Raw genomic sequence first — 14,603 nt, 5'->3', positions numbered from 1 at the left:
CACCCGGTAACGGGAGCACTCCGGTAACAAGGAGCACCACGACCGTGAACAACCACGAGCCGCTTACCCCGCACCATGTGCAGGGCTTCGCCAACCTGGCCGCCCGGATAGCCGACAACATCAGTTCGGTGGTGCTGGGTAAGCCGCACGTGGTCCGGCTGGCGCTCACCGCGCTCTTCGCCCAGGGGCACGTCCTGCTCGAGGACGTGCCCGGGGTGGGCAAGACCACCCTGGCCCGGGCGATCGCGGCGACCGTACACGGCCAGTGGCGGCGCATCCAGTTCACCCCGGACCTGCTCCCCGCCGACGTCTCCGGGGTGACCATCTTCAACCAGGCGAGCCGGGGCTTCGAGTTCCACCCCGGCCCGGTCTTCGCCAACATCGTCATCGCGGACGAGATCAACCGGGCCTCCCCGAAGACCCAGTCGGCGCTGCTGGAGGTGATGGAGGAACGCAACGTCACCGTGGACGGGGTCCGGCACCCTGTCCCCCGGCCGTTCCTGGTGGTCGCCACCCAGAACCCGGTCGAGATGGACGGCACCTACCGGCTGCCCGAGGCGCAACTCGACCGGTTCCTGGTGAAGCTCTCCATCGGCTACCCCGACGAGGCCGTCGAGATCGAGGTGCTCCGGGGCGCCCCGATGCGCTCCCCCGAGGCGCTGGAGCCGGTCACCGACACCGCCACCGTCGGGGAGATGGTCCGGATGGCCCAGCGGGTGCACATCGCCGACCCGCTCTACGCGTACGCGGTCCGGCTCGCCGCGGCGACCCGCAACCACCCGCAGGTCCGGGTCGGGGTCAGCCCCCGGGGCGTGATCGCGCTGACCCGGGCGGCCTGCGCGTACGCCCTGATCGACGGGCGCGGCTGGATCCTCCCCGAAGACCTCAAGATCCTCGCCGAGCCGGTCTTCGCGCACCGGATCCTGCTCTCCCCCGACGCCCAGGTCCGGGGCGTCACCGCGACCGAGGTGCTGCACGAGGCGATCGCGTCCGTGCCGGTGCCGCTCCCCTCGGGGCAACTCGCCCCGGCCGGCACCTGATCCCGGCACCATGACCGTCACCTCCCGCGGCATCGGCCTCCTCGTCGGCGCCGCCGTCCTCCTCGTCGCCGGTTTCCGGTTCGGCTATCCCGAACTCGCCCTGCTCGGCACCACCGCCGCCATCGCGGTCGGCTGCGCCGCCGGCAACGCCACCTGGCGACCCCGGCTCGACGTGACCCGGGTGGCCGACCCGGACCGGGTGGGCCGGGGCGAGCCGGCGAGCATGACCCTGACGGTGCGCAACAGCGCCCGGCTCCGCTCGGCCAACCTGATCGCCGAGGACCGTTGCGGCAACCGTGCGGTGCCGGTGCCGCTGCTCCGGCTGCGTCCCGGCCGGGACACCACGGTCAGCTACCCGGTCCCGACCACCCGGCGCGGGGTGATCGCCGTCGGCCCGCTGCGGGTCACCGGGCGGGACGCGCTCGGCCTGATCACCGTCGCCCGCTCGCACGGCGAGACCGCGCAGGTCTGGGTGCATCCCCGGATCCACCCGCTGGCGGCGGTGCCGGCCGGGATCGCCCGGAGCATGGACGGGCGGATCGACAAGGTACCGCAGGGGTCGATCACCTTCGACTCGCTCCGGGAGTACGTCGTCGGCGACGAACTGCGCCGGGTGCACTGGCGGAGCAGCGCCAAGGTCGGCGAGTTGATGGTCAAGGAGCAGTTGGACACCAGCCTGCCCCGGATCGTCGTACTGCTGGACAACCGGGCCGGTGCCCATCCGGGGCGGGTCGACGGGATCGCCGAGACCTTCGAGTCCGCCTGCGAGGCGGCCGCCTCGGTGGTGGTCGCCGCCCGCCGGGAGGACCTGCCCGTGACGCTGCTGCTGGTGGCCGACTCCGACGGCTCCGGGGAGTTCCTGGACCGGCTCGCCGCCGCCGACCTGGTGCGGGGGCCGCAGGGCGTCGAGGGTGACCCGCTGCGCACCACGACACTGCGGCTGCGGCAGGAGAAGCTCGGCGACACCCTGGTCTTCCTCACCGGTCCGGGCGCCGCCGCCGACCTCGGCTACGTCGGCGCGCTCCGCCCGGCGTACCCGTCGGTGGTGGCCGGGGTCTTCGGAGCCGGCGGGCAGATCCCGGCAGGCAGCGCCGGACTGGTCGTGATCGACGCGGCCGACGGGGCGGAGTTCGCGGCCGAGTGGGACGGGGTCCGCCGGTGGTGAAGTTCCTCCGGACGCTGCCGGTGCCGCTGGCCCTGGTGGCGATGATCGGCCTGGCCGGTGCCGTCCTCGGCGGGGTGTACGCCGATTCGCTGCTCAGCCGGCTCGTTCTCGGCGCGGCGGTCGGCTCGGTCGGGGTCAGCCTGGCCGCCCGCCGACTGCCGTCCTGGCTGGTCGCCCCGCTCTCGGTGCTGGTCCTGCTCGGCTACACCGCAGCCGCGCTCCGGTTCACCGCGCAGCGGGCCGACCTGCCCGGCTCGCTCGGCGAGGTGGCGGCCGATGCCGCCCGCAACGGCATCCCCCGGCTGCTCACCGCGCTGATCCCGGTCGAGCCGATGCCGGACACCGTGATCGTGCCGCTGGTCGCGGCCTGGCTCGCCGGGCTGGCCGGTGCCGAGGTCGGGATCCGGGCCGACCGGGTCCTGCTCGGCCTCACCGCCCCCGCCGCCCTGTACGCGGGCGCGCTCTACGTCGTCGGCCCGAACGCCGATTCGACGCCGTGGCTGACGGTCGCGTTCGCCGCAGCCGGCGCGGTGGCGCTGGCTGCCGGTGGGCGGCCGGCTCCACCGGAGCGCGGCGGCGGCCCCGATCCGGCCGGCGACCCGGGTCCGGGGGTCCGGGCCGCGCTGCGGGCCCGCACCCTGGCCAGTACCGCGCTGGGTCTGGTGCTGGTGCTCGGCCTCGCCGTGCTGGTGGCGCCCGTGGTGGCCCGGCAGGTCGACGCCACCCCGGTCGACCCGCGCCGGTACGTGCAACCGCCCCAGGTGGACAGCCTCGACGAGAATCCGCTGATCCGGATCTCCGGCTGGGCGCTGAACCCCGACCAGAAGCTGCTCGACGTGGCGACCGTCGGAGCGGGTGGGCCGGCAACCGCCGGGCAGCCGACCGGCACCGCCGCGCCCACCCCGGGCGGCGACGGCGCGGAGCCGGCCGTCGAGGAGGAGGAAGGTCCGCCACTCGGCCGGCGGATCCGGCTCGCGGTGTTGGGTGACTACGACGGGGTGACCTGGCGGGTCGGCGCGACGTACCGGAACGCGGGGCGGGTACTGCCCGAGCCGGAGCCGCTGCCCGACGCCCGGGTGCAGCAGGTGGTGCAACAGATCACCGTCGACAGCCTGACCGGGAAGCTGCTGCCGGCGGTACCCACCCCGCGTGAGGTCACCGGTGCCCGGGTGGCGTACGACGAGGAGAGCGGGACGCTGATCCGGCCGGAGGGGCTGACTGCGGGCCTGACCTACTCGGTCACCTCCCGGCAGGAGCGACCCGACTACAGCCTGCTGCCCTCGGCGAGCGTGCCGGCCGGCGACGCGGTCGCCCGGTTCCTCAGGGTCGAGCCGGGCGCACCGGAGCAGATGCAGCAGCTCGCCGCCCAGATCGCCGAGGAGAACGGCGCGCCGTTCGCCCGGGCCGACGCGATCGAGACGTTCCTCGCCGAGCACTACCGGGTGGTCGCCGACGCGCCCAGCGGGCACGCCTATCCGAACCTGAACTTCTTCCTCTTCGGCCCGAGCAACGGTGGCGGACAGCGGGGCACCTCGGAGCAGTTCGCCGCCGCGTTCGCCGTACTCGGCCGGATGACGGGGCTGCCCACCCGGGTGGTGGTCGGCTTCCAGTCGCCGACCGGCACCGGTCCGGTACGCGGCGCGGACGCGCTCGCCTGGCCGGAGGTGCTCTTCGAGGGTCTCGGCTGGGTGGCGTTCGACCCGCTGCCGAAGCCGAACACCCGGCCCAAGCCGGTCGAGCAGGACTTCAAGCCGGAGCCGGAGGATCCGACGCCGCCGCCGGACGAGGCGTCGCAGAGCCCGGCGGCCACGCCGAGCGGCACGCCGGACCCGCAGGCCGGCCCGGGCCGGGGCGGCGGCCTCGGCACCCCCGTGCTGGTCGGCGGCGGTGCCGGTGGGTTCCTGCTCCTGCTCGCCGGGCTGGCCACCCTGATCGTCGGTCTGCGTCGGGGTCTGCGTCGCCGCCGGCTCGCCGAGGGGCCGCCCGCGCAGCGGATCGCCGGAGCCTGGCGGGAGGTGACCGACGCGCTGCGCCTGGCCGGGCGGCCGGTGCCGGAGCATCTGGCGGCGACCGAGGTCGCCGCGCACGCCCGGTCCAGCCTGCCCGGTGCGCCGGGGCCGGAGCCAGGCCCGGGCCCGGAGCTCGGCAGCGGACCGGAGCAGCCGGGCCGACCGGGCCCGCTCCGCCCGGCGACACCTCCGGTCGACGACCTGGCCGCGCTGGTCAACCTGGCCGCGTTCGCGCCCGGCAACGCCACCGACGACCAGGCCCGGCGGGCCGGCGAGCTGGCGGTGGCGTACGCGGCCGAACTCCGCGCCGGCCGGCCGTGGTGGCGCCGGGTGATCTGGTCGCTGCACCCCGGCCCGCTGCGCTGGCGTCGCTGACCGCCAGTCGCTGACCGCGACTCGGCGACGAGGTCGGCAGGGCGCACCCGGTGCCGGCCGGCCACCCGGCTCTGCTCAGGCCGGGGGCAGGGACGCCGGGCCGAGCTGGGCGATCAGCGTGGTCAGCGCGGCGGCGCCGCCGGCCGTCACCTCCGGGGTGGGGAGCAGGGCCAGCACCGGAACGTCCACTCCGGCCGCCGCGTACCGCTCGATCCGTGCCCGGCACACCTCCGGGCTGCCGTGCACGACCAGCGCGTCGACCAGCTCGTCCGGGACCAGCTCGGCGGCACCCCGGCGGTCACCGGCCGCCCAGGCCCGCCACATCGGAGCGAGCACCGGCTCCCGGCCGAGCCAGCGGTGGAACTCCGCGTACGCCGGAACGGTCAGGTAGGTGGCGATCAGCCGGCGGGCGGAGGTACGGACGTATCCGGCGTCCTCGGTCGGACAGACGAAGATCCGGGCGGCCACCTCGAAGCCGGGGCGGCGCTCCCCCAACGCCGCGAGCACCTTCGGCACGTCGTCGTCGGCGAGCCAGTTCAGAATCGTCCCGTCCGCCTCGGCGCCCGCCAGCCGCAGCATCCGGGGGCGCAGCGCCGCCAGCAGGATCGGCGGCGGTACGGCCGGCGGACGCTCCAGCCGGAACCGCCGTACGGTGAAGGTGTCGTAGCCCTCGTCGACGGTCTCCCCGCGCAGTGCAGCCCGCAGGAAACGCAGTACGTCCCGGCTGCGCCGGTACGGGTCCGCGAACCGTGTCGCGTTCCAGTCCTGCACCAGCACCGGTGACGACGCGCCGATCCCGAGCGAGAACCGCCCGGGGGCGGCCTCGGCCAACGCCGCCGCGCTCATCGCCAGCAGCCCGGGCCCCCGGGTGAAGACCGGAGCGACGGCGGTGCCCAACCGCAGCGACGGCTGCCAGGCGGCGGCGAGCGCCAGCGGGGTGAAGGCGTCGCTGCCGGCCACCTCGGCGGACCACAGGTCGGTGAAACCCGCCTCGGCGAGCGCGGCGTAGATCGCGTCGTGCCCGTCGAGCGGCACGCCGCCCAGCGGCACGGTCATTCCCCAACGTGTGGTCATCGGTCGATGGTGCCCGCTCCCCCGGGCCCGGGCAACAGAGTGGTGCCGTTCTTGTAGCCTCGGCCGGGTGACCTTCTCCATCGTGGCGCGATCCGACGACGGCCGGCTGCACGGTGTCGCGGTCGCGAGCAAGTTCCTCGGGGTCGGCGCCCTGGTGCCGGCCGCCGAGGCCGAGGTGGGTGCGCTGGCCACCCAGGCGTACGCCAACCTGGCCTACCGGCCGCAGGGGCTGGCGTTCCTGCGTACCGGTCTGGCTGCGGCCGACGCGCTGGCCGGGCTGGTCGCCGCCGATCCCGGCCGTCCGCAGCGGCAGCTCGGGATCGTCGACGCGGAGGGTACCGCCGCCACCTACACCGGGTCGGGTTGCCACGACTGGGCCGGTGGTCAGGCCGGTGCCGGCTGGGCGGTGCAGGGCAACATCCTGGTCGGGCCGCAGGTCGTCGACGAGATGCGGGACGCCTGGCTGGGCGGTGCCGACCGGCGCTTCCCGGACCGGCTGCTCGGCGCGCTCCGGGCCGGTGACCTGGCCGGTGGCGACCGGCGTGGCCGGCAGAGCGCCGCCCTGCTGGTGGTCGGCCGCGGCGGCGGGTACGGCGGCGGCAGCGACGTCGTGGTGGACCTGCGGGTGGACGACCACCCCGATCCGGTGGCCGAGCTGGCGCGGCTGTTGGACGTGCACCGGCTGCTCTTCGAGCGCCCCGATCCGCAAACGCTGCTCGACCTGACCGGTGACCTCGCCGACGAGGTGTCGGGGCTGCTCGCCGGGGTCGGCCATCCGGGCGACGGTGCGACGCTGGAGGATCGGCTCGCCGCCTGGGCCGGCGTGGAGAACCTGGAGGAACGGATGGTGCCGGCCAAGATCGACCCTGTGGTCCTCGCTCACCTGCGCGCGCAGTCCTGACCGGGCCGGTCCCGGAGGTCAACTGAAGGAGGGCCAGCGCACCCCGCGCCGGTCGAGGTCGGTCCGCTCCGCGGCGGTCAGCGGCCGCCGGCCGGTGGCCTTGGCGACCAGGGTCGGCCGGTCCCAGCGATGCTCCTCGGCGAGGCCGGCGGCCGCCGGGCCGGCCGCCCGGATCAGCAGCCCGGCGATCAGCTCGCCGGCCGGTTCGGTCAGCCACGGCTCCCGGTCCAGGGCGGCGGCCAGGTCGAGCCCGTGCACCCCCAGCTCGACCACCCGGGTCACCAGGAACTCCTCCAGGGTCATCGGGTCGCCGTGCCGGGTCCGGACAAGCCGGCCGGGCGGGGCCGCGAGGCTCGCCGCGTACCCGGCCCGCCAGCTCCGGGCGAATTCCTCGGCGAGGTCCCGGCCGAAGCCGGCGCCGTGCCGGCGGGCCGTGTCGACCCGGGCCGTGTCGGTCGCGGGGGCGAACTTCGCCGGCCCGAAGTAGGCGGCGGCGTCGACCTCGGCACGGGCTGGTGCCGGCTCGGCCAGCATCCCGACCACCCGACCGGCGCCGAGACTCACGTGTGCGACCAGTTCCCGGACGTTCCACGGTGCACAGCGGGTCGGTCGGGCGATCTCGGACTCGGTCAGCCCGGCCAGCACTCCGGCGAGCTGGACGGCCTCGCCCCGGAACACCTCGATCACCCGCACGCCGCCAGGTTAGTCGTCCGGTCCGGTGGCGCCTCGACCGGTGTGCCGGGGCACCACCCGGTGCAGGGTGACCAGTACCAGGGCCGTCACCAGGGCGGCCGTGCCGGCGATCCCGGCCGCGCTGCCGCCGTACGCGATCATGAGCTGGCGTCGGTCGAACTCGGGGATCGGCGTCGAGCGCACCCCGTCGGTCCAGCCGAGGGCGAGCGCGGCGACCAGCAGCAGGGCCAGGCCGACGACGGCGAGTACCGCGGTGACCCGGCGGTTGCCGTCGGCCGCCGAGACCTGCGCGGTCTCGCGCTGGGTCAGCAGCAGCACCAGGCTGGCCGCCGATGCCCAGGCGCCGACCACCAGCAGCGCGGCCACGGCGTCGCTGGGCCGGTGCCAGCCGGCCGACAGGGTGGCGACCCCGGCGGCGGCGGAGTAGCCGGCGCCGACCAGCGCGCCCCAGCCACGGACCCGGGGCGGCAGCACCATGACCAGCGCGATGGCGACCGAGGCGGCGACGGCGGTGTGTCCACTGGGCAGGCTGTTGCCGGCCGCCTCCCGGGCCTCGTCGACGTTGAAGTCGGGCCGCTCGATGAAGTACTTCAGGGCCTGGGTGGTGACGTTGGCGCCCACGATCAGCACGACCGTCACCACCGCCAGGGTGATCCGGACCCGGATCAGCGCGATGAAGCCGATGACGGCGGTGGCGACCAGCAGGGAGAGCAGGGAGACCGCGTTCAGCACGCCGCCGACGATCCCCTCGATCCGGTGTTGCCCGATCGAGTTGCCGGTCAGCGCGATCGTGTCCAGCAGTTGACCGTGTTCGGTGCCGACGGCGAACCGCCAGACCACGACGAACGCGAGTATCTGTAGTGCGGTCAACAGGATCAACCAGGACGCTGTCAGGATGCCGCTTCGGCCACGCACGCTCGACACCGTATCGGACGCTCCCGGCATAGCCGACACCGCACTCGACCGATGGGCGACGAAGGGGCGGGAAGCAAGAAGCGGGAGGGGCCGCCACGGGGGAAGCGGCCCCTCCCACTGAGGCCAGGATACTCCGTCTCGCCGCACGGGGCACCCCGGACTGACTGGAAACTCAGTGCCTTTCCCGCGCCGTGACACGAAAATCTCCGCCACGACGCCCGGCATGGGCGAAGTTGGTCCACCCGGACAGGCAAGGGCGGGCGGCACCCTCTGGTGCCGCCCGCCCTCAGGGCGGTGGTGGTCGCCCCTGTGCTGTCCGGAGTGGAACGGGAGTGGCGGGCCGGCCGGATCGCTGCGTTGGCCAATCCGGCCGGGCCCGCCACCGTTGGCCTGACCGTGGGAATCAGGCCCGTCTGGTGACCGGGATCAGCCGATCAGCCGGTCGTAGTCGTGCAGTGCCATCGCCACGTCGATCTGCGCCCAGAACCGGTGGTACGTGAACGTCGGCACCGGGCCGCCGTTCAGGTACGACTCCACCTTGGGCCAGTCCGGGTCGTCCTGGAGGAACGAACGGATGCTCAGGAACGTGGAGTTCTGGTTGATCGGGTCGCCGTTCGGCATGGTGCCGCTGAAGCCCGGCGGGATGTAGAGACCCTGACCGGTGCTGGAGTTGTACTGGTCGTCGAAGCGGTTGTAGTCCGCCTTGGTCTCCGTCACCGCGACGCCCTTGTCGGTCTTGTGCTGAAGCACGGCGTCGAGCAGGGCCTTGGCGGTGTTCTTGGCCGCCGCGTGGTTGGCCTTGGCACCGTAGTAGATCAGCGTACGGGCGTAGGCACCCGCGACACCGACGTCCTGGGTGTGGTCGACCACCGAGACCCGCAGGTTGCTGTTGTTCACCGAGGTGGTGCCGGCGGTCCAGCTGCCACCGGGCTGACCGCTCCAGCTCAGCGTCGACGGGATCTGGTAGTTGGCGCCGTTCACCGTGGTGTTGGCGATCGCCCAGTTGACCCACTTGTCGAGCAGCGCCTTGGCCCGGGCGTCACCACTCTCGTGGTAGTACTCCGCGACCCGCTCCATGCTCCACGCCTGGAAGCCGAACCACTGGTTCGACGGCGGGTCGTGGTAGACCGGCTTGACGTCGTACACCATGCCGTAGAAGGTCGGCACGCCGGCCGGGCGGGCGCTGTAGTCGCCGTTCCAGCTGTTGGTCGCGCCACCGGCGATGGCACCGTCGGCCGACTGGAGCCAGGTGTAGAAGTCGATCTGCCGGGTGAGGCTGGTGGCCCAGTCGGTCCGCGCGGTCGGCGACCGCGGGGTCAGCTCGGACACCGTGGAGAGGGCGTACGCGGCGAACGGGTTCTGGTAGCCGCCGTGGTTGTGGCTGGAACCGATCCGCCACGACCAGCTGCTGCTGCCGCCCTGCGAGCCGCCCCAGGCGTAGTACCAGGAGAGCAGGTAGGCGGCGCTGTTCTTGCCGGTGCCGGCCGCGCAGGACGGCGAGGCGCACCCGGGCTGCTTGAAGTACTTGTCGTACATCGCGTAGCGCAGGTAGTCACCCATCTTGGCGGCGTTCTGGATGGTGGCCGAGATCTGGCCCTGCGCGCCCTGCTCCTTGGCCCACTTCAGCGCCCAGTACGCGGCCTGGACGGCGCGCGCGTCGGCGTCGGGAGCGTTGGTGTAGCGCCACTGCTGGGCGTAGGACGAGTCACCGATGAAGATCGGCAGGTAGCCGTTCGGGCCACCGTGCCTGAACGTCTCGCAGGAGGGGTGCGGGACGGTCTCGAAGACCGACTCCTGCGGGCCGCGCTGGTAGGTGTTGATGTACGCCGGCTTGGTGGTCCCGTCGCCGCACTTGCCGAAGCCGTAGACGTTGTCCACGTCGAGCAGCCAGTGCATGCCGTAGACCCGGCCGCTGTTGTAGGTCGACTGGAGCTCGGCGGCGAGCGGGTCCTGACCCACCTTGACGCTGGAGTCGAGCTTGCCGCCCTGCTGCGGGTAGAGGTCCGGCCGGTTCGCCTCGGGGGCGTAGTCCGCCGGGTCGCTGGCGTTGTAGTTCGACTGGGTCTCGGACGGGATGATGTACCGGTCCATGATCTGCCAGGCGTTGTTGAACGGTCCCCACTCGCCGGTGGTCCGGCCGTACATGGCCTCCAGGAAGAGCCAGTAGCTGAACGCCTCGGAGGTGGTCTCGTGACCGTGGTCCGGGGCCTCGACCAGCAGCGTCTCCACGGAGTGGTACGGCACGCCCTCGGGGCTGAAGTAGCCGTTCGCCGGCGCCTTGATCTTGTTGTAGAGCTCCAGGAACTCCTCGCCGTACTCGCCGGCCGGTCCGCCGCCCTCGTCGTCGCTGACGGTCACCTGGGTGGTGCCGGGGGTACGCCCGCTGGCGCTGGCGGTGATCGTCGCCGTGTCGTTGGTGTCGTCGGCGTCCTGTGCGGCGTTGACCGCGACGTTGACCCCGGTGTTCCAGTTCGACGGGGTGATCGTCGCCGTGCTGGCGCCCAGCGTCACGTCCGCGTCGCCGGTCTTGGCCAGGTTGACGGTGACGTTGCTGGTCGGTGCGGCGCTGAGCCTGACGTTCAGGGCGGCGTTGCCGCCCTCGGGCACCGAGAGGGTCGCCGGGACGACCACGCTCGCCTGGCTGGTGCCGCCGACGGTGAAGGCCACCTCGTCGATGCCGGTCAGCCCGGCGCTGTCGTACGCACGGGCCTGGGCGGTGTACGACCCGGCCGGCAGTGCGCTGTTGGTGTAGCTGTACGGCGCGCTGGTGTCGGTGCCGACCAGCAGGCCGTTGCGGTAGAACTCGACGCGCTCGACCGGCCCCTCGGCGTCGCTCGCGGTCGCCGAGACGGTGACGTCGGCCGGTGCGGTGAAGGTCGCGCCGTCGGCCGGGCTGCTGATGTCAACGGTCGGTGCGGTGTTCTGGGCGCCGTTGCAGGCGTTGCCGTTGATGGTGAACGCGGTAGGGCTGGCGTTGGTCCCCGAGTAGGTACCGTTGAACCCGATGCTGGTCGAGGCGCCGGTGGCCAGGTTGCCGTTCCAGGACACGTTCGTCGCGGTCACGTTCGCACCGGACTGGGTCCAGTTCGCCGACCAGCCCTGGGTGATCCGCTGGTTGCCCGGGAAGGTGAACCCGAGGCTCCAGTTGGTCAACGGGTCGCCGACGTTCCGGATGGTGACGGACGCGCTGAATCCGGAGCCCCAGCTGTTGGCGGTGTAGGTGACGTCGCAGCCGGGGGCCGCGTAGGCGGTGCCGGGGATGACGGCCACACCTCCGACCACCAATATGCCGGCGGCGGCCATCGCCAGTCGGCGTCTTCCTAACCTCAGCTTCATGTCGTGACTTCTCCTCGCGGACCGGGCCGCGGTACTGCCGCGGCTTGGGCGCCTCCTGCGCGTGGTGCGGGGGCGTTGCGCGTGGGTGGGTAGGCGCCGGATTGGTGGTGGTCAACCCGTCCCGGACCGGGGTCGGCGGACGCCGGAGGAGACGCCGGACGTGGCGGCTCCGAGCTGTGCAGGGGCGCCGTACCGAGAGACTCGGATGCCCTGGCGGCCCGTGATCGCGTCAGCTTGTGGCTCCCCTACCGCGATAGTTCGACAGTGTTGCATGGGAGCGCTCCCGCAGCAAGGGGAGCCGGGCCAGGCGTCCATAGCGGACGCCCGCGGAGACAGCTTGACCTGGGCATCGATGCGATCGAGGCAGCACAACGGAGTTTCCTCGACGTTGGCCACATGTTTCGATCTTATTTTGGGTCTTTCACAAACCCGTGACGCGGGCTACAGTCCAACCAACGTCGATGGGAGCGCTTCCATTGATGATGATGTAAGTAGCTTGGAACGCACCACCACGGAGGTTGCGAGGACCCGGTCCGCCGGGTCGACCGCTCCCCGATGGGCGAGCTACGGCAATGTTACGTAGCCGCCGACCGCTCAGCCAGAGGGCTGAGGGCGGGCCAGCCCGGACTCCGCCGTCAGCCAGCTCACCACCGTCGGAAGGAGGTGGAACCAGAGCCACTCGCGTGGCCCGGCTCCCGCGCGGCACGCACGACCTGGACGCCAATTCCGTTCGTGCGTGTTTGTAACTCAAGCTGGGGACGGGGGTTGCCCTCCCCGTCCCCACACTAACCCCCCGCCAACGACGGGAAAATCGGTCATCGGTACAGCGTCTCGACGCCGAACCGGTCGACCGGCTGCGTCATCGGCACCTCGGACGGCGACCGGCCTCGTCGCGACGCGACGAACGGTCGCCGTGGTCATTGACGCACGTGGGGACGGGCAATGGACGAGGCCCAGACCCGCCATTGCCACCCGAACATCCCATACGCAATCGCCCGGTAGATCGCTACGCTCTTGTATGGGAGCGCTCCCGGGCTCGTGCGGAGGGCCCCACTCACGAGGAGACAGCATGTCCGTACTGACTCGGCGGCATCTGCTGCGCCGCGCCACGTTATCCGCCAGTGCCGTCCCCGCCGGCCCGCCGTCGACGAGCACGGCGGCAGCCGACGTCGCCGACGCGCCGCTGGCCGGTCGCGACGCCGACCATGAGGCCGACGACGTGCGACGTACGGCACCGGAGGCGCAGCTCGGACTCCGCTTCCCGGACGGCTTCGGGTGGGGCGCGGCCACCTCGGCGTACCAGATCGAGGGGGCGGCCAAGGACGACGGGCGGGGCGAGTCCGTCTGGGACACGTTCAGCCACACTCCGGGACGGGTCCGGGGCGGGGACACCGGCGACGTCGCCGCCGACCACTACCACCGGTACGTCGAGGACCTGGACCTGATGAAGGAACTCGGGCTGCGGACGTACCGGTTCTCCATCTCCTGGCCGCGGATCCAGGCCGACGGCACGGGCGCGCCCAACCAGCGCGGACTCGACTTCTACCGGCGCCTGGTCGACGGCCTGAACGACCGGGGCATCGCCCCGATGGCCACGCTCTTCCACTGGGACCTGCCGCAGTCGCTCCAGGACGTCGGCGGCTGGGAGTCCCGGGACGTCGCCTACCGCTTCGCCGACTACGCCGAGGCGATCTTCGAGGCGCTCGGCGAGAGCGTGCCGGTCTGGCTGACCATCAACGAACCCAAGACGGTGGTGCAGAACGGCTACCTCCAGGGCCACCACGCCCCGGGCCTGCGCGAGCCGGACGCGGCCTACCTGGTCGCGCACCACCTGCAACTCGCGCACGGACTCGCGGTACGCGCACTGCGCGCCACCGGCAGCGGCAGCCGGATCGGCCCCGCGCTCAACCTGCACCCCTGCTACCCGGCCGACGACACCGCCCCGGGCGCGACCGAGGCGACCCGGCTCTACGACGGCTACGAGAACCGGCTCTACCTGGACTCCATCTTCAAGGGCGCCTACCCGGCCGACGTACTGGCCGACCTCGGCCCGCAGAGCCGGATGGTCCAGGGCATCCGGGACGGCGACCTGTCGATCATCTCCTCCCCGGTGGACCTGCTCGCCGTGCAGTACTACACGCCGCTCTACGTCACCGCCGACGGCGGTACGGTCCGCAGGTGGCCGACCTCCGAGGCGGACTGGCAGCAGATCTTCCCCGCCGGGATGTACGACATCCTGACCCGGGTCACCCGCGACTACGGCGACGTGCCGCTCACCGTCACCGAGAACGGCCTGCCCACCCCGGACCGGCTCGACGGGGACGGCGGGGTCGACGACGTCGGCCGGATCGCCTTCCTCCGGGACCACCTGGCGGCCGCGCACCGGGCCATCTCCGACGGCGTGCCGCTGGAGAGCTACCACGTCTGGTCGCTGATGGACAACTTCGAGTGGAACGAGGGCTATGAACAGCGATGGGGATTGATCTATATTGATTTCCCCACCCAGCGCCGGATCCCCAAGCGCAGCGCGCACTGGTACCGGAGGGTGATCGCCGATAACAGCGTGTGACCCCGAGCCCGGAACTTCACCTCGGGCAGGCACCGCCGCCCGACCGTACTAGCGAGGGGGTCGCATGGAGTACCAGAGCACGACCAGAAGGCGCGTCTCCGAGAGCGAACTCCGGTCGCTGGTCCGGCGCGGCTTCGGTGACCGGACCGGGATCACCGGGTGGCGGGAACTGACCGGCGGCACCTACAACGCGGCCTACGGCGTGACGCTCGGCGAGAGCACCGAACTGGTACTCAAGGTCGCCCCGCCACCCGAACTGAAGCTGCTCAGCCACGAGGTCGACCTGATGCGCACCGAGGTCGACTTCTACCGCCGGGCCGCCCGGGTGGTGACCGTCGTACCCGAGGTCGTCTACGCCGACTTCAACCGGGACCTGATCGGTACCGACTTCGTCTTCCTCAGCCGGGTGGCCGGCACGGACCTGCACGGTACCCGGGAGGAGCTGACCCCGGCGCAGCTGGCCGCCGTGGGCCGCGCCGCTGCCCCGCACCCCCCCCCCCGTCCCACCCCCCCCCGCGCCCCCGTA

10 protein-coding genes are annotated in these 14,603 nt (G+C 72.6%); 6 read left to right on the top strand and 4 right to left on the bottom strand.

All coding sequences use genetic code 11. The annotated features are described in order from the left end of the window. Nucleotides 1-44 precede the first annotated feature (44 nt). From V1634_RS16930 to V1634_RS16920, 3 genes are read left to right on the top strand one after another with little or no spacing between them, the layout of a single operon-like run. Nucleotides 45-1,040, top strand: a complete 996-nt coding sequence (locus V1634_RS16930) for an AAA family ATPase (protein ID WP_331208795.1) — start codon at nucleotides 45-47, stop codon at nucleotides 1,038-1,040. A 10-nt stretch (nucleotides 1,041-1,050) separates the two neighbouring features. Beyond that, a complete protein-coding gene (locus tag V1634_RS16925; RefSeq protein WP_331208794.1) occupies nucleotides 1,051-2,205 on the top strand; it encodes a DUF58 domain-containing protein in 1,155 nt (384 codons plus the stop codon). 41 nt (nucleotides 2,206-2,246) lie between these two features. Continuing rightward, nucleotides 2,247-4,589 (top strand): DUF3488 and transglutaminase-like domain-containing protein, encoded by a 2,343-nt coding sequence (locus V1634_RS16920; protein WP_331209114.1) that lies wholly within the window; start codon nucleotides 2,247-2,249, stop codon nucleotides 4,587-4,589. Between the two features lie 75 nt (nucleotides 4,590-4,664). Here V1634_RS16920 and V1634_RS16915 read toward each other — a convergent pair whose 3' ends face one another. After that, complete coding sequence (locus tag V1634_RS16915; protein ID WP_331209113.1) at nucleotides 4,665-5,645, bottom strand: LLM class F420-dependent oxidoreductase; 981 nt, start codon at nucleotides 5,643-5,645, stop codon at nucleotides 4,665-4,667. An 85-nt stretch (nucleotides 5,646-5,730) separates the two neighbouring features. Between V1634_RS16915 and V1634_RS16910 the strand changes: the two genes are divergently transcribed. After that, nucleotides 5,731-6,564, top strand: a complete 834-nt coding sequence (locus V1634_RS16910) for a DUF1028 domain-containing protein (RefSeq protein WP_331208793.1) — start codon at nucleotides 5,731-5,733, stop codon at nucleotides 6,562-6,564. A gap of 18 nt (nucleotides 6,565-6,582) precedes the next feature. Here V1634_RS16910 and V1634_RS16905 read toward each other — a convergent pair whose 3' ends face one another. From V1634_RS16905 to V1634_RS16895, 3 genes are all read right to left on the bottom strand, one after another. Beyond that, on the bottom strand, nucleotides 6,583-7,257 hold the full coding sequence (locus V1634_RS16905) for a maleylpyruvate isomerase N-terminal domain-containing protein (protein WP_331208792.1): 675 nt from the start codon (nucleotides 7,255-7,257) through the stop codon (nucleotides 6,583-6,585). Between the two features lie 9 nt (nucleotides 7,258-7,266). Then, nucleotides 7,267-8,172 (bottom strand): phosphatase PAP2 family protein, encoded by a 906-nt coding sequence (locus V1634_RS16900; RefSeq protein ID WP_407951804.1) that lies wholly within the window; start codon nucleotides 8,170-8,172, stop codon nucleotides 7,267-7,269. Between the two features lie 426 nt (nucleotides 8,173-8,598). Further along, entirely contained in the window at nucleotides 8,599-11,508 is a 2,910-nt protein-coding gene (locus V1634_RS16895; protein ID WP_331208791.1) for a glycoside hydrolase family 48 protein, read from the bottom strand. A 1,069-nt stretch (nucleotides 11,509-12,577) separates the two neighbouring features. Here V1634_RS16895 and V1634_RS16890 point away from each other — a divergent pair. Then, nucleotides 12,578-14,077 (top strand): GH1 family beta-glucosidase, encoded by a 1,500-nt coding sequence (locus tag V1634_RS16890; RefSeq protein ID WP_331208790.1) that lies wholly within the window; start codon nucleotides 12,578-12,580, stop codon nucleotides 14,075-14,077. Between the two features lie 64 nt (nucleotides 14,078-14,141). After that, nucleotides 14,142-14,603: phosphotransferase family protein (locus tag V1634_RS16885; protein WP_331208789.1), on the top strand; the 462-nt coding region annotated here is incomplete at its 3' end.

The sequence above is a fragment of the Plantactinospora veratri genome (assembly GCF_036421995.1).
Taxonomy (GTDB): domain Bacteria; phylum Actinomycetota; class Actinomycetes; order Mycobacteriales; family Micromonosporaceae; genus Plantactinospora; species Plantactinospora veratri.
The sequence above is the reverse complement of the archived record's forward strand: the minus strand, read 5'-3'. Positions and strand labels throughout refer to the sequence as shown.

Coding starts and splice junctions, on each gene's coding strand:
- V1634_RS16925 (WP_331208794.1), top strand. CDS start 1,051: ATGACCGTCACCTCCCGCGGCATCGGCCTCCTCGTCGGCGCCGCCGTC.
- V1634_RS16920 (WP_331209114.1), top strand. CDS start 2,247: ATGATCGGCCTGGCCGGTGCCGTCCTCGGCGGGGTGTACGCCGATTCG.
- V1634_RS16915 (WP_331209113.1), bottom strand. CDS start 5,645: ATGACCGTGCCGCTGGGCGGCGTGCCGCTCGACGGGCACGACGCGATC.
- V1634_RS16895 (WP_331208791.1), bottom strand. CDS start 11,508: ATGAAGCTGAGGTTAGGAAGACGCCGACTGGCGATGGCCGCCGCCGGC.
- V1634_RS16890 (WP_331208790.1), top strand. CDS start 12,578: ATGTCCGTACTGACTCGGCGGCATCTGCTGCGCCGCGCCACGTTATCC.